The 24,308-nt window shown below is 47.7% G+C and carries 21 protein-coding genes; 10 read left to right on the forward strand and 11 right to left on the reverse strand.

Annotated features, from left to right (window positions below):
* Positions 1-58 precede the first annotated feature (58 nt).
* Positions 59-1,414 (forward strand): glutathione-disulfide reductase, encoded by a 1,356-nt coding sequence (gorA, locus tag L3V32_RS17065; protein WP_237284769.1) that lies wholly within the window; start codon positions 59-61, stop codon positions 1,412-1,414.
* Between the two features lie 80 nt (positions 1,415-1,494).
* Here gorA and L3V32_RS17070 read toward each other — a convergent pair whose 3' ends face one another.
* On the reverse strand, positions 1,495-2,400 hold the full coding sequence (locus tag L3V32_RS17070) for a LysR family transcriptional regulator (RefSeq protein WP_237284770.1): 906 nt from the start codon (positions 2,398-2,400) through the stop codon (positions 1,495-1,497).
* A gap of 121 nt (positions 2,401-2,521) precedes the next feature.
* On the opposite strand from L3V32_RS17070, the gene xapA reads away from it, so the two are divergent.
* Positions 2,522-3,346, forward strand: coding sequence for a xanthosine phosphorylase (gene xapA, locus L3V32_RS17075; protein WP_005379149.1), 825 nt, complete (start codon positions 2,522-2,524; stop codon positions 3,344-3,346).
* Between the two features lie 105 nt (positions 3,347-3,451).
* Here the strand turns inward: xapA and L3V32_RS17080 are convergent, their stop codons facing one another.
* Both L3V32_RS17080 and L3V32_RS17085 read right to left on the reverse strand, forming a co-directional pair.
* The gene (locus tag L3V32_RS17080; RefSeq protein WP_005379148.1) at positions 3,452-4,063 is read right to left on the reverse strand and encodes a bifunctional 4-hydroxy-2-oxoglutarate aldolase/2-dehydro-3-deoxy-phosphogluconate aldolase; all 612 of its coding nucleotides are present in this window, start codon (positions 4,061-4,063) and stop codon (positions 3,452-3,454) included.
* Positions 4,064-4,072: 9 nt separating this feature from the next.
* Entirely contained in the window at positions 4,073-5,449 is a 1,377-nt protein-coding gene (locus L3V32_RS17085; RefSeq protein ID WP_237284771.1) for a GntP family permease, read from the reverse strand.
* A gap of 153 nt (positions 5,450-5,602) precedes the next feature.
* On the opposite strand from L3V32_RS17085, the gene L3V32_RS17090 reads away from it, so the two are divergent.
* Positions 5,603-6,127, forward strand: a complete 525-nt coding sequence (locus L3V32_RS17090; RefSeq protein ID WP_005478642.1) for a gluconokinase — start codon at positions 5,603-5,605, stop codon at positions 6,125-6,127.
* Positions 6,127-7,923: a phosphogluconate dehydratase gene (gene edd, locus L3V32_RS17095; protein WP_237284772.1), complete on the forward strand. Its 1,797-nt coding sequence runs from the start codon at positions 6,127-6,129 to the stop codon at positions 7,921-7,923. Before L3V32_RS17090 ends, edd begins: the two co-directional genes overlap by 1 nt.
* A 537-nt stretch (positions 7,924-8,460) precedes the next feature.
* On the opposite strand, the gene L3V32_RS17100 is transcribed toward edd, so the two are convergent.
* The 4 genes from L3V32_RS17100 to L3V32_RS17115 form a co-directional block, all read right to left on the reverse strand.
* Positions 8,461-8,790 carry an SMR family transporter gene (locus L3V32_RS17100; RefSeq protein ID WP_237284773.1) on the reverse strand — a complete coding sequence of 110 codons (330 nt, stop codon included), beginning with the start codon at positions 8,788-8,790 and terminating at the stop codon, positions 8,461-8,463.
* Positions 8,787-9,191, reverse strand: a complete 405-nt coding sequence (locus L3V32_RS17105; RefSeq protein ID WP_237284774.1) for an SMR family transporter — start codon at positions 9,189-9,191, stop codon at positions 8,787-8,789. Before L3V32_RS17105 ends, L3V32_RS17100 begins: the two co-directional genes overlap by 4 nt.
* Before the next feature lie 269 nt (positions 9,192-9,460).
* Entirely contained in the window at positions 9,461-10,396 is a 936-nt protein-coding gene (locus L3V32_RS17110; RefSeq protein WP_017449353.1) for a LysR family transcriptional regulator, read from the reverse strand.
* A gap of 55 nt (positions 10,397-10,451) precedes the next feature.
* On the reverse strand, positions 10,452-11,459 hold the full coding sequence (locus L3V32_RS17115; RefSeq protein WP_005394370.1) for a LacI family DNA-binding transcriptional regulator: 1,008 nt from the start codon (positions 11,457-11,459) through the stop codon (positions 10,452-10,454).
* 219 nt (positions 11,460-11,678) lie between these two features.
* On the opposite strand from L3V32_RS17115, the gene L3V32_RS17120 reads away from it, so the two are divergent.
* The 6 genes from L3V32_RS17120 to L3V32_RS17145 all read left to right on the forward strand — a co-directional run bounded on the left by L3V32_RS17120 (position 11,679) and on the right by L3V32_RS17145 (position 19,371).
* Positions 11,679-13,031, forward strand: a complete 1,353-nt coding sequence (locus L3V32_RS17120; protein ID WP_085343348.1) for a serine/threonine-protein kinase — start codon at positions 11,679-11,681, stop codon at positions 13,029-13,031.
* 13 nt (positions 13,032-13,044) lie between these two features.
* Entirely contained in the window at positions 13,045-14,517 is a 1,473-nt protein-coding gene (locus L3V32_RS17125) for a chromosome partitioning protein ParA (RefSeq protein WP_237284775.1), read from the forward strand.
* 2 nt (positions 14,518-14,519) lie between these two features.
* Positions 14,520-15,092 (forward strand): sigma-70 family RNA polymerase sigma factor, encoded by a 573-nt coding sequence (locus L3V32_RS17130; RefSeq protein ID WP_005394366.1) that lies wholly within the window; start codon positions 14,520-14,522, stop codon positions 15,090-15,092.
* Positions 15,092-16,654 carry a hypothetical protein gene (locus L3V32_RS17135; protein ID WP_237284776.1) on the forward strand — a complete coding sequence of 521 codons (1,563 nt, stop codon included), beginning with the start codon at positions 15,092-15,094 and terminating at the stop codon, positions 16,652-16,654. Before L3V32_RS17130 ends, L3V32_RS17135 begins: the two co-directional genes overlap by 1 nt.
* Positions 16,655-16,916: 262 nt before the next feature.
* On the forward strand, positions 16,917-19,238 hold the full coding sequence (locus tag L3V32_RS17140; protein ID WP_237284777.1) for an acid phosphatase: 2,322 nt from the start codon (positions 16,917-16,919) through the stop codon (positions 19,236-19,238).
* Entirely contained in the window at positions 19,228-19,371 is a 144-nt protein-coding gene (locus L3V32_RS17145) for a hypothetical protein (RefSeq protein ID WP_012841245.1), read from the forward strand. The genes L3V32_RS17140 and L3V32_RS17145 overlap by 11 nt, the downstream gene beginning before the upstream one ends.
* A gap of 75 nt (positions 19,372-19,446) precedes the next feature.
* On the opposite strand, the gene L3V32_RS17150 is transcribed toward L3V32_RS17145, so the two are convergent.
* The 4 genes from L3V32_RS17150 to L3V32_RS17165 form a co-directional block, all read right to left on the reverse strand.
* On the reverse strand, positions 19,447-20,460 hold the full coding sequence (locus L3V32_RS17150) for an SPOR domain-containing protein (protein WP_237284778.1): 1,014 nt from the start codon (positions 20,458-20,460) through the stop codon (positions 19,447-19,449).
* A gap of 157 nt (positions 20,461-20,617) precedes the next feature.
* A complete protein-coding gene (locus L3V32_RS17155; RefSeq protein ID WP_005394358.1) occupies positions 20,618-21,574 on the reverse strand; it encodes an ABC transporter permease in 957 nt (318 codons plus the stop codon).
* Positions 21,575-21,576: 2 nt separating this feature from the next.
* On the reverse strand, positions 21,577-22,554 hold the full coding sequence (locus L3V32_RS17160) for an ABC transporter permease (protein ID WP_031780394.1): 978 nt from the start codon (positions 22,552-22,554) through the stop codon (positions 21,577-21,579).
* 145 nt (positions 22,555-22,699) lie between these two features.
* Positions 22,700-24,253, reverse strand: coding sequence for an ABC transporter substrate-binding protein (locus L3V32_RS17165; protein WP_005394355.1), 1,554 nt, complete (start codon positions 24,251-24,253; stop codon positions 22,700-22,702).
* Positions 24,254-24,308: the final 55 nt, after the last annotated feature.

Here is a 24,308-nt window from a genome sequence, read left to right on the forward strand (position 1 = left end):
AAGGTCATCCCAATCTATCTATGTACCAGATAAAATTTATAAGCTCTTGGAGAAAGTAATGGCGACTCATTTTGACTATATCTGTATCGGTGGCGGCAGTGGCGGCATCGCATCTGCAAACCGTGCGGCGATGTACGGCGCGAAAGTTGCGCTAATCGAAGCTCAAGATCTCGGTGGTACCTGTGTAAACGTAGGTTGTGTACCGAAGAAAGTGATGTGGCATGGCGCGCAAATCGCAGAAGCAATGAACCTGTACGCAGAAGATTACGGTTTTGATGTCGACGTGAAAGGTTTCGACTGGAGCAAACTGGTTGAGAGCCGTCAGGCGTACATTGGTCGTATTCACCAATCTTACGATCGCGTTCTTGGCAACAACAAAGTAAACGTGATTAAAGGCTTTGCTAAGTTTGTTGACGAAAAAACTGTCGAAGTAAACGGTGAACACTACATAGCGGATCACATCCTGATCGCGGTTGGTGGTCGTCCTACTATTCCAAACATTCCAGGCGCTGAATACGGCATCGATTCAAATGGCTTCTTCGACCTAGCAGAGCAACCAAAACGCGTTGCGGTTGTGGGCGCAGGCTACATCGCAGTTGAAATTGCTGGCGTACTGCACGCGCTAGGTACAGAAACGCACCTGTTCGTACGTAAAGAGTCACCACTACGTAGCTTCGATCCAATGATCATCGATACGTTGGTTGAAGTGATGGACGCAGAAGGTCCAAAACTGCACACCCACTCTGTACCAAAAGAAGTGGTAAAAGAAGCCGATGGCAGCCTAACTCTGCACCTAGAAAACGGTGAGAGCCAAAACGTTGACCAACTGATTTGGGCAATCGGTCGTCACCCAGCGACAGACGCAATCAACCTAGCGTCAACTGGCGTGGCAACGAACGAAAAAGGCTACATTAAGGTAGACGAATACCAAGAAACCAACGTGAAAGGCATCTACTGTGTGGGTGACATCATGGAAGGCGGTATCGAGCTAACACCAGTAGCAGTGAAAGCGGGTCGTCAACTTTCTGAGCGTTTGTTCAACAATAAACCAAACGCGAAGATGGACTACGATTTGGTACCAACTGTGGTATTTAGCCACCCACCAATCGGCACTATCGGTCTTACAACGCAAGAAGCGGAAGAGAAGTACGGCAAAGACAACATCAAAGTCTACACATCTGGCTTTACTGCGATGTACACCGCCGTTACTAAGCACCGTCAACCATGTAAGATGAAGCTTGTATGTGCGGGCGAAGAAGAAACGGTTGTTGGTCTACACGGCATCGGTTTCACGGTAGATGAAATGATCCAAGGCTTCGGCGTAGCAATGAAGATGGGCGCAACCAAAGCAGACTTCGACTCTGTTGTGGCTATCCACCCAACGGGCTCTGAAGAATTCGTAACGATGCGTTAATTGCGCGCTAATCGCATTGCTGATTTCAGCGAATCATTCGAAAAGGTCACCTTAGGGTGACCTTTTTTGTTTGCCCATGCTTAACTCGCATTCTCCAATAACGTGCGAATACACTCGGCTTTGATAGCACTCTCCTGCTTACCGTCATGAATCAGACACAAGTCTGCACGCAGTGACTCTTTCAGCTTGATAAAACGAATCCCATGCCAATGATGCTGAGAAAACGTCGACGGCACCAACGTCACGGTATTGCTGTTTGCTACATACGCCATCAAGGTGCTTGGCTCCACCACTTGTTTGCCAATATGGGGTGAAAAGCCTTCTTGCAGACAGGCATTGATGATGAAGTTTGCCGAGGCAGAATTCGCCAAGCTCATAAACGCAAACTCACACGTCTTTAAATCTTGGAGCCGCAGCAAAGATTTGCTGGCTAACTCATGTTGCTCCGACACCGCCACCACAAACACATCTTTGCCCAAAGATACCGACTGATACGGATAAATGTTGAGTGCATCGGCAAAACGAACAATGCCTACATCGATTTTCTTCTCGCTCAGATGTTTCTTTTGCGTCTCTGGGTTGAGGTCAAAAATGTCGGCGTGATAAGTGTCATGCTCAGCATGGAAGCGCTGTAACAGACGATCAAATCCGCCCCAAAATGCGCTACTTACCACACCAACTCGCAGGATATTTCTCTGGTTCAACCCCACTTGCTGCACTTGATTGAGCGAGACATCCAAGGTCTGAAAAATCAGTTGGCATTTGGACTCCAACAATCGCCCGGCCTCCGTCAGCATGACGTTTCTTGAATCACGCTCAAACAGTTTGACGTTAAGCACCTCTTCCAACTCTTTGATGCGATTGCTCAACGGTGAATTGGTGATATTGAGGTTCTCGGCCGCCTTAGTGAAATGCTTGGTTTGTGCGACCTCGTAAAAGTAACGCAGCATCTTCAGCGTCACGCGCTCAAATGGTTCTGACTTCATGCATTGAGTCCTAGCGAATTTCATCATCCTCTTTTTAAGGATGATAGTAGCGAATAAAGCAAAGATAACCAGCGCAGAAAGTCACACAATGGAATCAACACACAACCAGAAGGTGACTAACATGAATCACGATCCAGTAATCGGCGCACTACAAACCATTCGCGAACGCAAACCAAACTTCCAACCTAAAGCAGCGTTTATTTTAGGCTCTGGCTTAGGCGTATTGGCAGACGAACTACAAGACAAAGTGGTCATTCCATACGAAGAGCTCGAAGGCTTTCCGGTTAGCACCGTGCAAGGCCACTCTGGTGAGTTGGTGCTTGGTACCATGGGCGGCGTAGACGTAGTGTGCATGAAAGGTCGCGGTCACTACTACGAACACGGCTCAATGAAGGTCATGACCACGCCCGTGCGCACCTTTAAAAAGCTGGGCTGTGAGTTTTTGCTCGTCACCAACGCAGCAGGCTCACTTCGCCCTGAGCGTATTGATGTCGGTTCTCTGGTGGTATTTCATGACCACATCAATACCATGCCTGAATCGCCAATGATCGGTCCGAATGATGAAGAGTACGGCCCGAGGTTCTTCAGCCTCGCCAATGCGTACGACAAAGACCTACGCGCAGAAGCGTTTGAAGTCGGCAAAGCCAATGGTATTCACCTGAATGAAGGCGTGTTTGTCTCTTACACTGGCCCCAACTTTGAGACCGCAGCCGAAATCCGCATGATGCAAATCATCGGTGGTGATGTAGTGGGCATGTCGGTCGTGCCAGAAGTGATTTCTGCAGCGCATTGCGGCTTACCCGTATTGGCAGTGTGTGCGATCACCAACATGGCAGAAGGCTTGGGAGATGTAGAATTGTCTCACGCCCAAACATTGAAGTGCGCGAAGCTAGCCGAAGCAGATTTCATTCGCTTTATTAAGCGCTTTATGAAGCATCACTTCTAAAGCCGCTTCATTCCAAAAAGCAAAAGGGTCATCAAGTAACTTGATGACCCTTTTTCGTATCACGTTTTCTAACGTTCGGGGGTATTTCGGAGCCGTTTGTGCGTTTTACTTAACTGCGCGAACCAATTCAGCAATACCTTCCCAATCGCCGTTGTCCATCATTGCGGTTGGCACCATCCAAGTACCGCCACAAGCAACAACCGATTTCAGCGCTAGGTAATCTTCCACGTTGGATGGGCTTACGCCACCTGTTGGCATGAATTCCACTGGGTAAACCGCCGTGAGTGCTTTCAGCATGCTTACGCCGCCTGATGGCTCAGCAGGGAAGAACTTCAACGTACGCAGACCCATTTCCATCGCTTGCTCAACCAAGCTTGGGTTGTTTACACCTGGTACGATAGTCACGCCACGTTGCTGACAGTATTTCACTGTGGTTGGGTTGAAACCTGGGCTAACGATAAAGTCCACGCCCGCTTCGATCGCGATATCCACTTGTTCTGTGGTCAGAACGGTGCCCGCGCCAATCAACAGTTCTGGGTACGCTTCACGCATGATGCGAATCGACTCCGCCGCCGCTTCGGTGCGGAATGTCACTTCCGCACATGGTAAACCGTTTTCTACCAACACTTTTGCCAGTGGCAGAGCGTGTGCTACGTCGTTGATTGCGATAACTGGGACGATTTTGATTTCTCTTAATCGTTGTTCAAGTGTTGTCATGGGGAACCTCTAAAGAATAAAGCTTAATGTTGCGACGATAATAAACGCGATACCACCAAGTAACGTTTCCATTACCGTCCAAGTTTTTAATGTGGTTTTCTCATCCATCTCAAGGAGACGAGATACCAACCAGAAACCAGAGTCATTGAAGTGAGAAAGCACTGTTGCACCACCCGCAATCGCGATTACGATAAAGCAAAGGTCTAGTTCACTCAAACCTGTTGATGCTGCCACAACTGGCGCGATAAGAGCCGCCGTCGTGGTTAGCGCTACGGTTGCCGAGCCTTGAGCAACACGCAGACAGGTGGAAATCACAAACGCCGCCACAATCACAGGCATACCTGTGTCTGTAAGAACGTCAGCCAGTGCATCACCAATACCGCTTGAGCGCAGTACGCCACCGAACATGCCACCTGCGCCTGTTACTAGGATAACACCACAGATTGGAGCCAATGACTCACCACATAATTTTTCTAGTTTTGCCATGCCGTAGTCTTTGGCAAACACAGCCAGACAGACAATCAAAGTGATCAGCAACGCAACTGGGGTTTTACCTAGCATACGTAGGAACTCAACCAGTGCCGTTTTGCCATCAATCACACCCGCAACCGCCAGTGTGTTCAATACCGTATCCAAACAGATTAGCAGGACTGGCAGCACAAGGATGGTCATAACCGTGCCAAATTTTGGTGCGTTGCGCTCATCCACCATCGCTTCGCCATTAAAGAAGGCTTTAGATAGTGGGATATCGAATTTTTTGCCCGCGTACAAACCAAATAGGTAAGCGCCAAAGTACCAAGTTGGAATAGCAACCAAAATACCCACCACCAATAGCAGACCGATGTTTGTGCCAAGGAATTCTGCCGCTGCAACCGGACCTGGGTGTGGTGGAACAAACGCGTGCATAACCGCAAAAGCACCGGCAGCAGGCAACGCGTATTTAATTGGTGAGCCACCAAAACGAGCCGCCACACTTAGGATGATTGGCATCATCACTACAAGGCCAGCATCGAAGAAGATTGGGAAGCCAAACAGTAATGAAGCGACGCCCAAAGCAAATGGTGCGCGCTCTTTACCAAAGCGACCAATCAAAGTGTCTGCCAGCACTTTCGCACCGCCAGTCACTTCAAGAATTTTACCGATCATCGCACCAAGACCAACCAGCAATGCCACGGAAGCCAGTGTGCCGCCGAAGCCGCCCATCATGGTCGATACGACTTTCTCAGAAGGAACGCCAGTGGCGATTGCTGTGCCTAAACTCACCATAGTAAGGGAAGCAAAAGCATGGACTTTCAGTTTAATGATCAGAACGAGTAACGCTGCAATGGCAAGGCCTGCAATCGTCAGTAGGAACGTAGGATCTGGGGCTTGGGTTAATTGCTCCATAGGTTCACCTTTAAGAATTATTGTTTGTGTTATGGTTCACATTTATTTCAGTTACCGGTAACATGTTACCGATAACATGAATAAGATAAACCCATATTTTAAAGTGAATTCAAAAATTGAGATCACGCGCAAATTTGGTTATGAGGATAAGTTATGGCTGGTAGTAGTGTCATCGTTATGGGCGTTTGTGCTAGTGGTAAAAGCACAATTGGTGAGCATCTAGCGAAAAAGCTAGGGCGTAAATTCATTGATGGTGATGATCTTCATCCACGAGCGAACATTCAGAAAATGGCATCGGGCCAACCTCTGAACGATGATGATCGCAAGCCATGGCTAGAACGCATTCGTGATGCGGCGTACAGCCTAGAAAGCAAAAACGAACACGGCATTATTGTCTGTTCAGCACTGAAAAAGATTTACCGCGATCAGATCCGCGAAGGCAACGACAACGTGACCTTCCTGTTCCTTGATGGCGATATGGAGTTGATCCTTAATCGCATGCGTATGCGCAAAGGCCACTTCATGAAAGAAAACATGGTGAAGAGCCAATTCGAGACGCTAGAGCGCCCAGATAACGAGCCTCAAACTCTGATCATCAGTATCGACGGAGACATCAGCGACGTGGTGGAACGCTCTGCCGCTGAGCTAATCAAAATGCAAGCGATCGAGGTGGCGTAATGACTCACTCTGTTGTTCTTGAGGTCACACAACGTTTGACCGAGCGCAGCCGTGAAGCGCGCGCTGCGTTTCTTGCTCGCACCGAAGTGCAAGCCGAAGCTGGCAAAGGCCGTGTTGGTTTATCTTGTGGTAACTTAGCCCATGCAGTCGCCGCTTCTTGCTCTTCTGAAAAGAAAAATATTCTCGATTTTACTCATGCCAATGTCGCGCTGATCAGCGCCTACAACGACATGTTGAGCGCCCACCAGCCGTACCAAGATTACCCAGCACAAATCAAAAAAGTGCTGGCGGACTACGGACATACAGCGCAAGTCGCAGGTTGTGTGCCAGCGATGTGCGATGGGGTGACTCAAGGTCAAGCAGGCATGGATATGTCGCTGTTTTCGCGTGACTTAATTGCGCAATCAACGGCGTTGTCTTTGAGCCACAATGTCTTTGATGCCACATTGCTGCTTGGCATCTGTGACAAAATCGCCCCGGGGCAACTGATGGGCGCGCTGTCTTACGCGCACCTACCGACTGCGTTTGTACCAGCGGGTCTGATGGCAACAGGCATCAGCAACGAAGAGAAAGTCGACGTGCGCCAAAAATACGCAGCGGGTGAAGTCGGCAAAGACGCTCTGCTGGATATGGAGTGTCGCGCTTACCACTCTGCGGGTACGTGCACGTTTTACGGCACCGCCAACACCAACCAGTTGGTGTTCGAAGCCATGGGCTTGATGCTGCCAGGTTCGGCATTCATTCATCCCCATACCCAACTGCGTAAAGCGTTAACCGATCACGCGGCTCTGAAAATCGCCTCAATGACGGCGGGTTCTGTACACTTCCGTCCGCTGGCCGAGGTGGTCACAGAAAAGAGCTTGGTCAACGGCATCATCGCTCTACTTGCATCTGGCGGCAGCACCAATCACACCATTCATATGATCGCCGTGGCGCGTGCTGCTGGCATCTTGCTCACGTGGCAAGACATCAGCGATCTGTCGGATGTGGTTCCTTTGTTAGCTCGCGTTTACCCGAACGGCCCAGCCGATATGAACGCGTTCCAAAACGGGGGGGGCGTGCCAGCGTTATTGCACCGCTTGAACCAATCCGAGCTTTTACATCGCGATGTGAAACCCGTGTTTGGTGAATTTGAAGACCAAATGACGCTGCCGAGCCTTGTCGATGGCCAACTGACTTGGACACCGTGCCAAGGCAGCCAAGACGGTGACGTGATCGCCAAACCGGACGCCACTTTCCAAAACACTGGCGGCACTCGCGTACTGACTGGCAACTTGGGCAAAGCCGTGGTGAAAGTGTCTGCGGTGAAAGAAGAGCAACGCGTGATTGTTGCACCTGCGATCGTATTCCAATGCCAACATGAAGTGGAAGCGGCGTACAAACTTGGTGAGCTGAACAAAGATTGCATCGTTGTGGTCACACACAACGGCCCAGCGGCAAACGGCATGCCTGAACTGCACAAGCTGATGCCAATTTTAGGTAACGTGCAAAAAGCGGGCTTTAAAGTGGCGCTGGTTACTGACGGTCGTTTATCTGGCGCGTCAGGTAAAATTCCGTCTGCGATTCATGTTTCTCCAGAAGCCATTCGTGGCGGCGCGATTGGTTTGGTGCGCAACGGCGATTTGATTCGCCTTGATTGCCAAGCGGGCGAATTGAACAACTTAAGTGACACCACTGGTCGCGATTTGATTCATTTCGACACCGAATCTACCCAACAAACATGGGGACGAGGCTTGTTTAGCGTGATCCGCCAAAACGTCTCTAGCGCAGAAGAAGGCGCAAGCTTCATTGTTTAAGGCGAGAAGAAAGACCGCGTCATTTCGACAAGCCTAAGCAAGATCAGGAATTTAATATCAACGTGCTGTGAAGCCAGAGAAAACACCTCTGCCACAGCACTTTTTTGTTGGTAGATTCTGAATCACGCTCGTCCCTCGCTGTTCAGAATGACGAGCTTTGGGGTTGGTCACTGTTCTTCTTAAAAATGAATGACTCCGTCATTTCGACAAGCCTATGCAAGATCAGGAATTTAATATCAACGTGCTGTGAAGCCAGAGAAAACAACTCTGCCACAGCACTTTTTTGTTGGTAGATTCTGAATCACGCTCGTCCCTCGCTGTTCAGAATGACGAGCTTTGGGATTGGTCACTGTTCTTTTACAATAAACGAATTAGTCCGTTATTCCGACGAGCCTAAGCGAGATCAGGAATCTAATAGCAAAATGCTGTGAAGCCAGAGAAAATCCCTCTGCCACAGCACTTTTTTGTTAGTAGATTCTGAATCACGCTCGTCCCTCGCTGTTCAGAATGAAGATATCTGGGGCTCAGAGGATTGCATTAAGCGGTTTTCATCACCACGACCGCAGCAATCACCATAAAGATACCAAACCAGCCGATTGGCTTGAGTTTCTGCTTAAACAGTAAGGCACCACCCACTGCGGTACCCAAGATACCGATCGCGCCCCAAGAGGCGTAAGCAATGGCTAAGTCGATCTCTTTCACCGCTTGCGCCAATAACGTGAATGCAGCCAGTACCAACACAATCGCGGTAATGCCCCAGCCTTTGTATTTAAAGCCGTGAGAACGTGTGAGCGCCATATTGGCCACGATGTCGACCAAGGCAGCCATCACGACAAATCCAAATGACATCGTAAAAAATTGACTCATGATTCACACCTTACACTTGTAGAAAATGAACGTTCTTTTGCCAGTTTATCGGCGTTTTTCTTGGTGTTAGATTGACCGTGTGACTCACCTAAAGTCACACAAACGATGCCGATGACAGCTAACATCAAACCAAGCAGCTCTTGGGTATTTAAGTCAGAATCAAACAACACGATCGAAACGACCGTGATCAATGAGATACCCAACCCTTCCCAAACAGCGTATGCCACGCCGATCGATATTTTCTTCGCGGCAAACGCGAGAAAGTAGTAAGAGATTGCGATCAGCACATACATTACGATGTAGCCCCACCACCCGTGCCCTTGTCCGATAAGAGACATGGTGCTGGTGCCAGCCACTTCGGCAACGATGGCGAGCAATAAAAATAGACGTGCAACTAGCATGATTAATCCTCCATCAGAAATTAAAAAAATGCATAACGGAGAATGGTGAATGTCGCGTACCTGTATCGACATTCAAAAAGTTAAAAAGATAAAAATGAGCCACTTCTCCTGACTATTTGAGATAAGGTTAGCGCTGGGTAGGAAAAAGAGACAGGTAATTGAGATATTCATTTTTGAATACCTTAAGAAGTAAGTTGTCTATGTAATCACACAATACTGACAAGGTTAAAGCACCAGCTCTCTCATTCAGCCGATGCCATAAAGTGACGTCACTGCGTAAAAATCAGCGGCGTATTGAGGGTTTGTCGCACCACTTTATGCAGGTGTCTGTGCAAAGGATGGTTGCGGTTGGTTTGAAGGAAACCGCCAGAGACCACAAACTGACTGAACTCACGGTTGACGAGTGGCATTGCGTAAGACGCCAGTTCCGGCATCAACAATGCCGAGCTTTGACTGGCATACATAATTGCGTCGGTTTCTTGCAGCATTTGGCAAGCCACGCGCAAATTATAGGATTTCAATAACACCACGGGCTCATAGCCCATGCGGCGATACTCGGACTCCACGGTACAAAGCGGTTTATATGACGCGGGCGCAGGCAAAGAAACAAGGGGCAGCTTGGAGACCGTGTCCCAATCATTGCTGACTTTCGACAAGGTCGGATGGTTTTTACGCGCCAAAATCACTCGTTTTTCAACGAATAACGGGCGCATGTAAATGTCTTTCGACAGTTCGGTCTCTTGGTCAAGAATGCAGTAATCGTGCTCACCTTCGAGCATTTCATCGTGCGAGTAACTGTTCCAACTGGAAAAGGCAAAGTGCGCTTTAGGGAACGCTCGATGGCAGCCAGTTAGCAATCGCTGCCCTTGCTCATCCATCAAATAAGGGTCGGTCACAATCGCGATCTGCCCTTGGTATTGCAGTGGGTCGAACACTTCAAACTCTTGCACTACTTTTTCCAGTGGTGCAATCATGTTGTCGAACTCGGCGGCGAGGCGTATCGCCATCGGTGACGGCTCAACCCCATGCGCTTTACGCACAAACAGCGGGTCATCAAACACTTGCTTGAGCTTCATCACGCCGCGGCTGGCGCTCGGTTGAGAAATGCCCAACTGCATCGCGGCCAGCTTGATGCTGCGGTTTTCCACCACTGCCTTTAATAAACGCATTAAGTTGAGATCCAATGCATCCAGCTGATGTGCCATACCCTAACCTGCCAATACCATTGATGAGCGAATACAGAGAGCAGTTAACTGCGAGTTAAACACTCTCTCCGGAGGTAATTTGATACCCCATATCAACCACTTTTTCTTCTTGCGCTTCACCTTTCAGACGCGCGATCAAAAGCTCTGCGCTCTTTTCACCGATTTTGAAACGCGGTGTATCGACGCTAGTCAGTTTCGGGCTGATGGTTTGACCAATATCCAGCGCGTTATAGCCCACAACCGCCAGCTGCTGCGGAACTTGAATGCCACGTTGTTGCGCGCTCAGCATGGTCCCTATCGCGATGTCGTCGTTGGTACAGAATACGCCATCAAGCGTTGGGTGAGTTTCTAGCGCACGTTCAAGCAAATCATGCGCTAAAGAAAAGCTAGAGTGATCACCCGTTAATACGTGCTTAGGCTCTAGCCCTGCTTCCGTCATCGCGCGATCATAACCTTGCATACGCAGCTTGGTTCGCGTATCCAAACGCGCCCCAAAATAAACGATTGTACGCTTACCTGAATCTAGCATCTGCTTAACCGCCGTGTACGAGGCATCTTCATGATCTAGCCCAACCGCCATATCAATCGGCTTTGGTGGTAGTTCCATGGTTTCCACTACAGGGATCCCTGCATTTTTTATCATTTGCAATGTACGCGGCGTGTGATGGCTTTCAGTTAGAATAAGTCCATCGACCTGATAAGAGAGTAATGACGCGATCTTGCGTTCTTCTTCAAGCTCATCGTAGCTAAAATGCGCTAAAAGCGTCTCATAGCCATTGGCTTTGGTCACCATCTCGATGCCCTGAACAAAGGAAGCAAAAATTTGGTTGGACAATGAGGGCAGTAAAATACCAATGGCTTTACTGGACGACTTTGACAACATAGCGGGGGCGCGGTTTTCGATGTATCCCATCTCTTCAATCGCAGTCGCAATCTTGGCCCGAGTCTTTTCTGCCACCGATTCAGGGTTACGCATATAACGTGAAACCGTCATCTTCGTGACGCCAACTTGGTCTGCGACATCCTGCAATGTCGTGCGAGTTTTCTTATTCTGTTGAGCCATAAATATGTGATTTATCAGTAATGTTACAAGTAACATTATGACGAATAGACTCCCTGCCGACAAGCTCAGTGAAAATAATTCGCAAAATCATGACGTTATTATTCTATTAGCCACCAAATTGCGTTTCATACATTGTGAGTCAAAGCCGAATAAATAAATGACATTTATATCAAAGTTCTTATAAAATGCCGTACCTAAAAGAATAAGACATTAGGCACAGTGCAGTTAGGCTCTAGCGAAACCCAGATTTACTATCACTTGCTTGATCTGGACGACTCCCAAAAGCAGCAATACCTCCAAGCATTGCAACAAAGTCAACCTGAGCTGTATCAACAACTCGTTCCTCTTTTAGCCCACGAGACACCTGAAGAACAACTAACGCAGTTACTTTACTTTGGTGCTCACCAGGCTACGAACCGAGACGTCGATCTAAGCGGAGAAGTCATCAGTAAGTATCGCCTAACTCATGAGTTGGGTCGCGGTGGCATGGGTGTCGTTTACGCCGCCCTACGTGCAGATGAAACGTTCGAACAAGATCTAGCTATCAAGTTTATTCAAAGCAATTTGAGTAATGTGCTGGGACAACGTGCACTCTTCGATGAGGCACAACTGCTCGCGCGTCTAAACCATCCGTACATAGCGAAAGTGTTTGATGGCGGTCTTCATCAAGATTCAGTTTACATCGTGATGGAGCGGGTATTTGGTCAAACCTTAGATGAATACCTGTCAGAAAATAAGCTGGAAAAGACGGAAAAACTGCTGCTGTTTAAGCAGATTTGTCAGGCGATGGAGCACGCCCACCAGCATCATGTTTTGCATGCCGATCTAAAACCAGAAAATATACTGATTGATCGTAGCAAACGACCCAAACTGCTCGACTTCAACTTAACTCAAAAAGCGCACTCCACCCGAGAGGGAGCACCCTCGGCACTGATTGCGTTTAGCCAAAATTTTGCCAGCCCTGAGCAACAGGCAGGACAAGTACTGACAGAACAAAGCGATGTTTATTCATTGGGCAAAATCCTCGCGTTGATGTTTCCGTCACCAGCGGTTTGGTCTGATGTGTATTGGGTGATAAGACGGGCGACGCGTCCAGCCACCCAAGTGCGATACCCAGATGTGCGAGCGCTACGCATTGATATCGAGCGAATTATCGAACGTCGCCCTATCGAGCAGAAAAAACACTGGCCGTTGTATAGCGCCTTTCGCTTGGTGCAACGGCGCCCTCTTGCTTCTGCATTGTCAGGCATCATCGTGCTCTCAGGTGTGCTATTTGGCAGCGCCATGATGCAAAAGAATATCCAACTGCAACAAGAGAAGAAGATTGCAGAAGATATGATGTACGAAATGACCCGCCTTATCTTCCACGCGAAGGGGCAGAATGTCGAACACCTCTCGGTGAGCTCCATGATGGAGTTAACACGAAGGCGGATACTCTCTAATCCAGATATCCCCAAACATATAAAACAAAAAATGTTGTTGGCGATGATGACACCGGTGCCAAAGAAGCACCTAACTACTCCAATGAGTTGTCAGCCAAATTGTGCGTCTGAGGACAGCACCAACCAATAAGGCTTAAAACAAAATGTATACACGTTCAGTGGTATTTTGGCTGTCTGCATTGACGGCTACCTCCACGTTAGCAGCAGACACTTCTGCTGCTACTTCACACCCGCCTACTTCATCCTTGAAGCAAGGCTACTTTATCGATGCGCCGGTGACTGGCTTGTATTACAAAACCAGTTCCAATATCACTGGCGTTACCCAACAAGGGGCATTTCACTACCAACCTGGTGATGTGATTAGCTTCTTCCTTGGCAACGATGATAAGGGGTATCTGCTGACAACCTTATCGAGCCAAGAAGTGCTTACACCGACGATGGCAACAACCAAACCCAGTCGTAGCATCAATATGACGCGCCTGCTGCTCTCTCTCGACAGCACGCCTGAGAATCGTAAGGAAATTGTCTTAGCCAACCGCGTGTTATCTGATGCTCGCTTTCAAAACCAGCTCAAGGGCCTTGACCTCAATTATCTGGATGACGCCAAACGTCACCTCAATCTCGACTGGGTATCTGTCGATGAGGCAATCGAGCACCTAAACGAAAGCCAGCAGTACATTGAAAAAAACTTTGCCTCAGATGAGATCATCTTTGAACCTCGCGGCATGACGTTCAAAAACATCGTGATCAAAAAGAAAGATTGGCAAGGCCGAGCTTGTGCTTACGACTTACGTTATCAACATCATCCTAAATATCGCCCTCCGTTTGGTGAAACTCGATTCACCATCACCAAAGATTCATTGATTGAGCATCCAAGCATTGGCGATCATTTTCAAGGTTGCTTCCTCTCGATGAAGCGCCCTATCACGGAAGACATTGTCGAGCCGATAAGCAAATTTGCGGATTGGTTTAATATCGTCGGTTGCTCAATCACTGGGTGCACCCGCAACGACTTGAATGGTTTCTCTCTCGAAGACTTTGATGATGAAGGCGACTGGAAATACCGCTCCGTTGCACTCAACTTTGATCCAAGTACTGAGCTACTGATGGAAAAAGTACAAGGCCTTGGGCGTAAAAAAAACATCCACCACCACAATCGTACAGAAATGCTGTGGTTTACCTACCCCAACACGAACGAACACGACATCGACTACCTCGGGGTATGGCAGCAGACCCAATACCACCAACAGTCCATGACACAATCGTGCCTATTGATGCGCCACCAACAAGTCATGCGACTGCCGCACAATGCAGACACCTGTCCAACCGACGCAAGCCTATACACCCAAGATGTCACCCAAGAGTATGCGGACATGTGGTGGGTCAACAATGACGAACCCAAAGCCGAGCTTGCGCAAATGAATGTCATGGTACGTTGGTCAACGACCCCTGCCGAAATCAATTACACCACGTGGGAATATTTGCCCGCTGGCGCAACTTGGGAACAAGGCATTTTATATCGCTATCAACAAGATGTTCTCCGCAACCGAGACGGCTCTGATCGCATTGAAACCCACACCATTTCTGAATTTGTCAAAGTGAGCGAGGATGTATAACCATGGCAACAGCAGTAGCACTGACACAAATCATTCAACAATGGCAATCTGGTGATAAACAAGCTGAGAGTGAGCTCTACCAATTTGCGTATTTGCAGTTACGTAAGATCGCCCAACACGAGCGTGAACGAAACGCGGAAAAGTACGGCACCGACAACAAAGTATTGGCCGATAGCGTCAACAGCACCACAGCATTAATTCATGATGCTTACCTGAAGATGTCCAACTGCGACATGAGTGAAATTGAAACAAAACGTGATTTCTTTTTGATGGCTGCCAAAGTGATGCGTCAAATCTTGATCGATAACGCACGCTCGCACCAAGCACAAAAGCGTCAACACATAACATTGATGAGAGATGAAGAAGATCGCTTCGAACAATTGATCATCATGGATAAAGCTCTGGATAACTTCAGTAGCCGTTACCCACGCCAATCAAGTGCACTCAAACTCAAGTATTTAATGGGAATGAAAAACCAAGAAATCAGTGAACTGCTCGAGTGCAGCGCGAGCTTAATAGAGAAAGACCTAAAATTCTCTCGCAGCTGGTTGCAATCACGAATGGCGCACGCGTAATGAGAAGCAAAAAGTTTTGGATAATCGGCGCCATCTGCGTTGGTTTGCTCGGCGTATACTGCATGTCAGACGAAACCAGCTTAGCATCCGCGGCGAACTCATCAGACAGTACTAGCCAATCAACCACGCGAACACATCGTCAATATGAGCGCACATCTTTAGTTGAAGTAAAGCAAGCGTTGACGGGATCTGCGTTGGAGAACGCCCACACAAAAGACGGTGATGACGCCTTCAATTCTGCCATTTTAGGACAACCAGGGCCAGTTACGAACCCATTTCATACTACAGAAGACGGCTCTTTTTACGACTCGTCTGTGGGTTATGAAGACAGCCGCTCAAAAGAGGACCCATCAGAGAACAATAAACCCATCATCAACCTCACGGTGGAACAACAGCTACAAACCATTATTTATGCTTGGGAGCTCAACCAAAACTCTCCGATTAGCTATTCGCTCAATCTTAACCAACTGTTTGAAGACCCGGATGGTGATCTCCTCACCACTCGGATTTGGCTCGAAAACGCCAATGGATTAAGGGTGCTAAACCAAGGACAAATGATGGTGCTAGGTGCACCAGAGAACATTAAAACCACCACATACCTGGCGGTAGCGGCGCGTGATGATTACCACGGCGACAGCGACCATGCGTGGGTCACAACACGTTTTGAGTTGCCTGTTGTCACTCCAGGTCACAATGACACGGAACACCCGTTAATTGGCGACACTGTCTATCGCTTGGAGACGACGCAAAACCTTGGCGGTACCGCGTACGCGTATGAAGTGGTGTATTGCGAAGCGTTTCAGTTTGAGGATGACGAGGTACGTTATGCCGCCTCAAACAACAAACACCAGTGTCCTGAAAAGGGAGACTTAAAAAAGGTGGGTGAGTACAAAATCAGTGATGACTCGTTGATTGTTTATGTCCACGGCGTACGCCAAATTTGGACCACCAAAAAGGTATACGCATCTCAGGTTCATAAAGAGACTCAGAACTATTTCACCACCGTATTTGATGGCAAACAATTCGAAAGCTACACCATGCAAAAAAACAAGCAATCGATGGAAAAACGCATCAATGTCCACACTGGTGAGTACGAATATCAAGGAACGTTGTTTGACTACCTCTTTCCCATTTCAGGAGGAGGTTACATAAACGGGACTGCTAGCAACTACATATTTAATAGAAGTGTTCAGGGTAACGAACCAGTGCACAAACTGGACTCTGATCTCAATATGAAATCAAACCAACATGACCTATTTTGTCATGATTATTTATTTTACTGGTACAGCTCTATCGTAGCGGGGCGAGGCGAGTTTGCCGATATTATCTCTAGCTCAATGGATTTTGACGGCGTAAGTCCAATACATTGTGCTGAATGGCCAGATGATTACTGGCAACGGACATTTATGTTTTACAACCTTGAATACACAGATTACGACATATTCATTCCAGGCGAAGTCTACAGTTATGTGCTTAAACCTCACCCTCAATTTGCTGATCGCGTTGAGGAATTTAAGATCAACATGATTTATCACGCCCCAGTCCTTACCGACACCCAATAAACCTTTCTTTACAGATGGTTATTTTGACAAAACAATCATCCCAAAAACAAAACTGGAACCGTGATCAAATTATCAATTTTCCATCATAGACAAAAAATAGAAATAAATTTTACGGGTTTTGTGCGGTTTTTCGTGTCTTGAACCTAGGCTCAATAGTCATTAAAAAGACACCACTCTCTTCAATCTCACTAGTGAGATTGAAAGATAAAAACAATAAAAAAGCGACTTTCTCATTCGGAAACGAAACAAGGACAAATGAATAATGAATAAGGTGAGTTTATTAGCAGCGTCAGTGGCTATCGCTCTTACTGGCTGTGGCGGTTCAGATGGTGGTTCAAGCAGTGCTAACAACGGTGTTGTGATCACTGGCTTTGACGGCTACTTCAAACATGCAGTTGTTTTTGAAGATACGAACAACAACGGCCAATGGGACACTCAAGAAACATTCCTTGGTCTGACCGATGAGAAAGGTCAGCTTAAATTGGATGCAAAACCAGAAAACACTCTAGCACTGCAGACCATTACACCAAACGGTGCAAAGCAGAAACAGCTTATCGCTTTGGATGCTAAAGAGTACGCTGGCAAATACACGGTTGATATGGATCATCCAGGCCAAGCCATGGCCCACGAAATCGTGTTCCGTGCACCAACATCGTCAAACGTGATTTCACCTATCACAGACCTTGTTGCGATTGAAATGGCAAAAGATCCATCCATTAGTGAAGAAGACGCAAAAGCCAAGGTAAACCAAGCGCTAGGAGGCTCAGAAGAAGCACCAATTGATCTGTACAGTGATTTTGTTGAAGGTGCGACAAAAAACGCCGAACTACATAAAACCGCTCAGATTCTGACCGACTCAAAAGCGCAAAACCCAGCTAACTACGAGAAAAAGGCCACTGAATTTGCTCAAGCGGCAAACCAAGAAGTCGATCGTCTTATCGCATCCGGCGAAAACATCAATGATGCAAGCCTACGCCCAATCATCACTGACGCGACCCCAAATAGCGACAACTTAGCACCTGAAACGGCAATCAATAACAAGCTAACCGTAAACGAAACCATCGAAGAATCGGCTGAAGATAAGCTTGGTCAGTTACCAAAAATCGTACAAGGCGCAGGCTTTGATGGCGTTGAATTAAACATCGAAGGTCTTTTCACAGACAAAGACCAAAACCTTGTGACAACCAAACTGACGCACAACTTAGCAGGTACAGGCATTGAAGTTGTACAAACTGGCAACCTGATTGTTCTATATCCGACTGCTATCGTAGAAAAAGCTGGTGATTTTGAGATCGTCCTAACGGCGCAAGACATTGATTCTTCAGGTAAGGTTTTGGGTACGGTAAGCACCGTATTTAAGTTCGAAATCGAATCGGCAAACTTACCACCAATGGTTGTAGAAACAGAACAAGCGCGTCTACAGTCCATCGTTGATGGTTGGTACCTACAACAAGGTGAAGTGTTTGAACAAACGCTCGATATTTCTAGCTTGTTCCAAGATAAAGACGGCCATATCACCGACTACTCAGCGGACTATGTGGACATTGAAGGTCTAACAGTATCTGAGGATGGTAATGCGATTGTCACCATTAAAGGCACACCGACAAAAGCGAGCGAAGCTGGTGCAGCACTTGCGATTAGCGCAACAGATGGCCATACCGCGGTACAGATTGCGCTTAGCATGCCAACGGTTATCGAAGGCGTAACGCCACCACCGATAGTACCGACTTTGGGCTTCACTCACGAGCACTTCAACGGTCAAGAGTGGAAAATGGGTAGCTTTGCACAAAAAGACGGTGAAATTGGCTATGCCATGTTGATGCAAGACTCTGAAGGCCTATTATTCTGCTGGGGCTCAAACCATGATGAGATGAATCAAGAGTACAAAGCGAGCATCAGCGACTTCCTAGAAAACACATGGGAACACGATGCCTACGCTATTCTTGCCGATCTGGACCAACAAACTGGTTACGCGGAATACCACAATAAAGACTGTGAAGACGTCGAGCTGAAAGACGGCAAGCTATACAACAGCTACGGCGAAGAGTATGAAATGCTGTACCAGCACACAACCGAGCATAACGGCACTCAAATGATCGTTAAAATCTCAGATGATGAGCTGTTCTGGATGGATTCAAGCAATACACCATTCGCAGAATCACTTTCGGTTGCAGAACACATCAAACACGGCACGGTAGAGCATGACTTGATGGTAGAAAGTAAAGGCTCGGGCGACGACAAAGTCCTGAAATACTCGTCAGGTACGTACGAGTACAACGCTGATACTTACAACTACACGTCGTTCATGCCAACAGGATTCCAAACTCCAGGTAATTGGGAAATCCAGAGTGATGAAGGCCGTGAGCTGCTGATTCTAAAAGAAACAGGCTCAGAGTCAGATTACAAAACTCGTCATCGTTACATCAACCGTGATTTTGGTGACTTCTACATCGGTATTCGTTGGAGTAAAGAGCAAAACGGTCATGAATCCGCGCCGGAATATGGTCTGTACTCTCACAACAAAGAAGCCATGACAAGCATCGCGAGTTCACTCCCGATTTTGGAGCCTGGCGATGATGACTAAAGCAACCATCGTTAACCCTTGCTGTGATAGCGTGCATTTGCGTAGAAGACGCAGAACGCTTTGGGAACGCTTGGTCGGCATCAAAGAAGTGTATATCTGCTCTAACTGTCACAAAGAAACGCCACTCAAATAGCGATAATATTTGAGACCGCAAAAAAGCCCCGAACTCGGGGCTTTCTTCTATCTTTTGACCGCAATATTTGAGTCGTTATTTCACGCACACCACGTTCAATAATGAGGTTCCGGTGAGCTGGTTTGGCTCACGATCTGCGAACAAACCTTTCTTACCTTTGCCCCAATACGGCAGTTGCAGTGGCCATTGATTTTTTTCCATCACCCCAGACGCCCTCAACACTTTGAATTCTGCAGGGCTGGCTAAGCTCATACCCAGTTGCTGACATACTTTTTGCGAGTTTTCGTAGTTGAGACGATTCCACGGCTTGCCGTATTCCATGTAAAACTGATTGTGGTGGTCGAGTAAATATGGCACCACGTACATTTTGCCTTGTAAGGAGGTTCTCAACCGAACTTCAATGTCATCATTCCCGCTCACAACTGGCTTCGCTTTGGTCTTAGCAACAGGCTTGGAAGAAGAATTATCACGTGTATTTTTTGCCTTGGTCTTTGACTTCTCTGCCGGCGCTGTAAAGGCGTCGGTATCAGCTCGCACGGCAGGAACTGGCGCGAATTTCGGGGTCACCGTCGGTGTTGGCTTAACCGAAGATGCGGCTGATTTCGACGGCACTGCGGGTTTAGATGGTGTCGTAGACTGTTTATTCTCTTTTCCAACCACGCGGATGAAAGCTTCTTTGTAATTCGACAAGGTTTTGACTCCTCGCAAATCCCCCCTCGCATCAGACAGATCTTTGTAAGGCCCAATCAAACAGCGATAACCTTGGGACTCCGGCTTCATCCACACGTCGGTCGTAATCTTGCTGTAAAGCGGCTTTGCTTTCGCGAGTGACATTGGCTTTGGTAGTAATCCGCATTGAATCCAGTAGAGGTAGTTGCCTCCTTGCGGCACTTTCTTTCCCCATACTCCGTTACCAATTGGGCACGTTTTCTCAAGCATCGGCAGTTCTTTCTCGCTGGCTTGAGTAGCTTGGCAAAGGAACTCCTCCGCCGATACTGGGCTAGAAAACTGGGCGCATACCAGCAACAAGCCGAGAGCTAGGCTTGCTTGGAAGATACGAGATGGGTGTTGTGCCTTCTTCATTTCCATACACTTCACTCTAAATTAGTGGGTAAGGTCATTATGGCGGCAAAGCGCCAAAAAAATGTGAACAAAGAATAACTAGCAAAAAAAGAGCCGGAATTTGCATCCGGCTCTCAGTTTAGGAAGGAATTAAGCGAATTTACAACGCTTGGCGGGAAAATTCTTAACCTTTGTACAGTTTCGGGTTGAATACATCTCGTAACCAGTCACCCAATAAGTTGATAACCAGAACCAGTGTAACCAACACGATGCCTGGGAAGGCAGTAATCCACCACGCACCTGAGAAGATGTAGTTAAAGCCGATGCTGATCAGCGCACCTAGTGACGGCTGATCAACAGGAAGACCCAAACCTAGGAATGACAGTGCCGCTTCCGACATGATCGCATTCGCTACCTGTACCGTCGAGATAACCAAGATTGGTGATAGACAGTTCGGCAGGATGTGACGGAACATGATGCGTGGCGCTTTAAAGCCCATCACGCGTGCCGCTTCTACGTATTCCTTCTTCTTCTCAGCCAGTACTGAAGCACGAATGGTACGTGCGTATTGCGGCCATTCAGCCACACCGATGATCACCACCAGCATCACCACCGCGTATTGGCTGTAAAAATCACTGCCAAAGCTGGCTTTGAAGATAGCTGACACGATGATCGCGACCATCATGGTCGAAAATGACAACTGTACGTCTGCAAAACGCATCAAGAAGCTATCGATACGACCACCGAAGTAACCCGCCGACAAACCAATGATGATACCCAAAATCAACTGAAGACCGACGGCTAAAAAGCCGATCGTCAAAGACAGACGAGAACCGTAAAGAATGGTCGATAAAATATCACGGCCTTGCTCATCAGTACCAAGAACAAAACGCTCATCGCCCTCTTCCATCCAAGACGGTGGTAGCTCTGAATCCATGATGTCGATAGACGTCAGATCATACGGGTCAGTCGGAGCTAGAATTGGCGCAGCTAATGCCAACACTAAGAACATCATAAAGACCGTAAAACTTGCCATCGCCACTTTGTCGCGCTTGAAGTAATACAAGAAGTCCGACTCTTTAAAACGCTGCCATGCAGATGGAGCGGCTTCAGGAGCTGGTGTTACATTTGATTGGCTCATGATTAAGCTCCTTTTCCAGTTAAGTTCACAGTTGGGTTGATGATGCCGTACAGCAAATCAACGATGGTATTGGTTACCACGAAAATCAGACCAACAAAGATAACGTAAGCTGTGATCAACGGTGTATCGACACGGTTGATTGCCTCTAGGAAAAGAAAGCCTGTACCCGGCCACTGGAATACGGTTTCGGTTAGGATGGTGTAAGCCACCATGGTACCAATCTGCACGCCACCTACCGTCAATACTGGCAGCATGGTGTTCTTAAGTGCATGTTGGTAGTAAATCTTTTGTAAGTTCAAACCTTTTGCTTTCGCGAACTTAATGTATTCCGAGCTCAGTACTTCCAGCATTTCTGAACGTACCAGACGGATGAACAACGGCAGCATGATAGACGCTAGCGCAATACACGGCAGGATAAGGTGCTTAATACCATCGATGGTAAAGAAGCCAGATTCCCAACCGAGCACGTTAGCGGTTTCACCTCGCCCGTAGGAAGGCAGCCAGCCGAGTTCGATGGAGAAGACGTACATCAGCATGATTGCGGTTAGGAACACCGGAATCGAGATGCCGACACTACTCATCGCCATAACAAATTTGGTAAAGACACTCTTCGGGTGAATCGCGGAATACACCCCGAGTGGTATAGAGAAAACGATAATGATGAGCGTCGCGCCAAACACGAGCTCTAATGTTGCCACCAGCTTATCGAGGATCACCTCAACCGCAGGTCGCTTGAAAAAGTATGATGTACCCAAATCACCTTGCAGTGCATTACCCACAAAGCGCGTGTACTTTGTGATAAAGGGATCGTTCAGGCCCAATTCGTCACGTAGCGCTTGGCGCTCCGACTCCGAAACCGACTGACCTACAAGCTCACGCAGCGGATCACCCAGGTTGTCCTGAATGGCAAACGCCACCAAACTGATCACAAACATCACTATCAGTGCCTGAAACAGGCGCTTGACCAGAAACGAAAACATTCCTTGCCCCTTAACTATCCATAGATCTCTAAACTTAGAGAGAAAATTCAGTCTGTAAAACTGGCTCAATCCGACTGAAATAAACCGAGCCAAGTGTCGAAAACAGAGAAGGACTGGCGCCCCTCTCTGTCATGACTAAGTATGATTACTCGACAACTAGGTCGCCAAAGTAAGGCATTACCATTGGGTTCACGATGTCTGCGGCTTTCACGTTAGACTTCGCACCCCACGCTTCACTTTGCCAGTGTAGCGGTACAAATGCAGCATCGTTGTATAGCGTCGCTTCGACACCTTTCAGCATTGCTGCACGTTTCGCAGGGTCCGTCTCTACGTTTGCAGCTTCAACCACTTTGTCCATTTCTGGGTTTGAGTAGTGACCACAGTTGTACTGACCACGACCAGTTTCTTCGTTACGAGTCATAGTTAGGAACTCGTTGAAGTTTGCCGAGTCCTCTGTATCCGAGTGCCAACCGATCATCAGCATGTCTGCCGCACACTTATCAAACTCAGGCCAGTATTGCGCTTTTGGCATGGTTTTCAGATCAACCTTGATGCCAATCTTAGACAACATTGCCGCTGCCGCTTGCGCTACTTTCGCATCGTTTACGTAGCGGTTGTTTGGCGCAATCATAGTTAGCGTCAGGCCGTTCTCATAACCCGCTTCTTTCATCAGTTGTTTTGCTTTCTTCAGATCGTAGCGAGGTACTAGCTTGTCATCGTGACCAACGTAACCAGTTGGACTCTGCTGACCAGCTGCAGTAGCGAAGCCTTTCATGATTTTCTTAACGATGCCTTCGTTGTTGATTGCGTGAACAATCGCTTGGCGAACGCGAACGTCTTTCAGTGCTTCGTTGCTGTTTTGGTTTAGTTGGAACGTGATGATACGAGTACCTGGTAGCGTGACTAGATCGATGCCGTCTGCGTCTTTCACACGTTTGTGATCGTTTGGTGCTACCGGGTGAATCATGTCAACGCCGCCAGAAAGTAGCGCAGCTACACGAGTCGCATCTTCTTTGATTGGAACAAGCGTTAGCTTATCAACGTTACCTTTCGACTCTTTGTCCCAGTAATCTTTAAAGCGTTCAAATTCCACTTTTACGCCCTGCTCACGTGATGTCACGATGAACGGACCCGTGCCAGAAACGTTAGTCGATGCGAATGAGTTACCGTGCTTCACTAGTTCAGACTTGTCTTTGCCGTCTGCGGTTTTACCCGTATAGAACTTGCTGTCCATAGGGAAAATGTACGTTGCAGTTTGCAGCACTAGTGGGTAAGGACCTTTGGTTACAAGATCGAACGTGTTGTCGTCCACTTTGACGATTTTCTCGTACGGGTCGAAAATGTTTTTAAAATCAGGAGAACTTTGTAGACGCTCAAACGTCCATACAACGTCGTCAGCCGTTAGGGTATTACCAGAGTGGAATTTCACACCTTCACGCAATTTAAAACGAACGGTAGTGTCGTTAATGCGCTCCCAGCTCTCTGCTAGACGAGGTTCGAAATCCATTTTTTGAGTAAAGCGAACTAACGGATCAAATACCATGTGTGACATTTGCAGTGTGCCACCTGATAGCTGCTCATGTGGGTCAAGCGATACTGGGTCAGCTGCGTAGCCAACTTTGATATCTGCTGCCAGTGCATTAAAGCTTAGGCCCGCCGCCATTAGCGCCACTGCTAATTTGCTTTTCATGGTTTTCATTTGCATAACTCCTTCATGCGGGGATACGGATCCCTTGTTGTTGTGTTTGCGTCTT

This window comes from Vibrio sp. J2-4, assembly GCF_021728155.1.
GTDB classification, from domain to species: Bacteria; Pseudomonadota; Gammaproteobacteria; order Enterobacterales; family Vibrionaceae; genus Vibrio; species Vibrio diabolicus.

Excerpts from the sequence above, each read along its gene's own strand:
- L3V32_RS17100 (WP_237284773.1), bottom strand. The coding sequence starts at position 8,790 with ATGAGTCAATTTTTTACGATGTCATTTGGATTTGTCGTGATGGCTGCC.
- L3V32_RS17165 (WP_005394355.1), bottom strand. The coding sequence starts at position 24,253 with ATGAAAACCATGAAAAGCAAATTAGCAGTGGCGCTAATGGCGGCGGGC.
- L3V32_RS17125 (WP_237284775.1), top strand. The coding sequence starts at position 13,045 with ATGTATACACGTTCAGTGGTATTTTGGCTGTCTGCATTGACGGCTACC.
- L3V32_RS17070 (WP_237284770.1), bottom strand. The coding sequence starts at position 2,400 with ATGAAGTCAGAACCATTTGAGCGCGTGACGCTGAAGATGCTGCGTTAC.
- L3V32_RS17155 (WP_005394358.1), bottom strand. The coding sequence starts at position 21,574 with ATGAGCCAATCAAATGTAACACCAGCTCCTGAAGCCGCTCCATCTGCA.
- xapA (WP_005379149.1), top strand. The coding sequence starts at position 2,522 with ATGAATCACGATCCAGTAATCGGCGCACTACAAACCATTCGCGAACGC.
- L3V32_RS17130 (WP_005394366.1), top strand. The coding sequence starts at position 14,520 with ATGGCAACAGCAGTAGCACTGACACAAATCATTCAACAATGGCAATCT.
- L3V32_RS17115 (WP_005394370.1), bottom strand. The coding sequence starts at position 11,459 with ATGGCTCAACAGAATAAGAAAACTCGCACGACATTGCAGGATGTCGCA.
- gorA (WP_237284769.1), top strand. The coding sequence starts at position 59 with ATGGCGACTCATTTTGACTATATCTGTATCGGTGGCGGCAGTGGCGGC.
- L3V32_RS17145 (WP_012841245.1), top strand. The coding sequence starts at position 19,228 with ATGATGACTAAAGCAACCATCGTTAACCCTTGCTGTGATAGCGTGCAT.
- L3V32_RS17105 (WP_237284774.1), bottom strand. The coding sequence starts at position 9,191 with ATGCTAGTTGCACGTCTATTTTTATTGCTCGCCATCGTTGCCGAAGTG.
- L3V32_RS17085 (WP_237284771.1), bottom strand. The coding sequence starts at position 5,449 with ATGGAGCAATTAACCCAAGCCCCAGATCCTACGTTCCTACTGACGATT.
- L3V32_RS17160 (WP_031780394.1), bottom strand. The coding sequence starts at position 22,554 with ATGTTTTCGTTTCTGGTCAAGCGCCTGTTTCAGGCACTGATAGTGATG.
- L3V32_RS17090 (WP_005478642.1), top strand. The coding sequence starts at position 5,603 with ATGGCTGGTAGTAGTGTCATCGTTATGGGCGTTTGTGCTAGTGGTAAA.
- L3V32_RS17110 (WP_017449353.1), bottom strand. The coding sequence starts at position 10,396 with ATGGCACATCAGCTGGATGCATTGGATCTCAACTTAATGCGTTTATTA.
- L3V32_RS17135 (WP_237284776.1), top strand. The coding sequence starts at position 15,092 with ATGAGAAGCAAAAAGTTTTGGATAATCGGCGCCATCTGCGTTGGTTTG.
- L3V32_RS17150 (WP_237284778.1), bottom strand. The coding sequence starts at position 20,460 with ATGGAAATGAAGAAGGCACAACACCCATCTCGTATCTTCCAAGCAAGC.
- edd (WP_237284772.1), top strand. The coding sequence starts at position 6,127 with ATGACTCACTCTGTTGTTCTTGAGGTCACACAACGTTTGACCGAGCGC.
- L3V32_RS17140 (WP_237284777.1), top strand. The coding sequence starts at position 16,917 with ATGAATAAGGTGAGTTTATTAGCAGCGTCAGTGGCTATCGCTCTTACT.
- L3V32_RS17080 (WP_005379148.1), bottom strand. The coding sequence starts at position 4,063 with ATGACAACACTTGAACAACGATTAAGAGAAATCAAAATCGTCCCAGTT.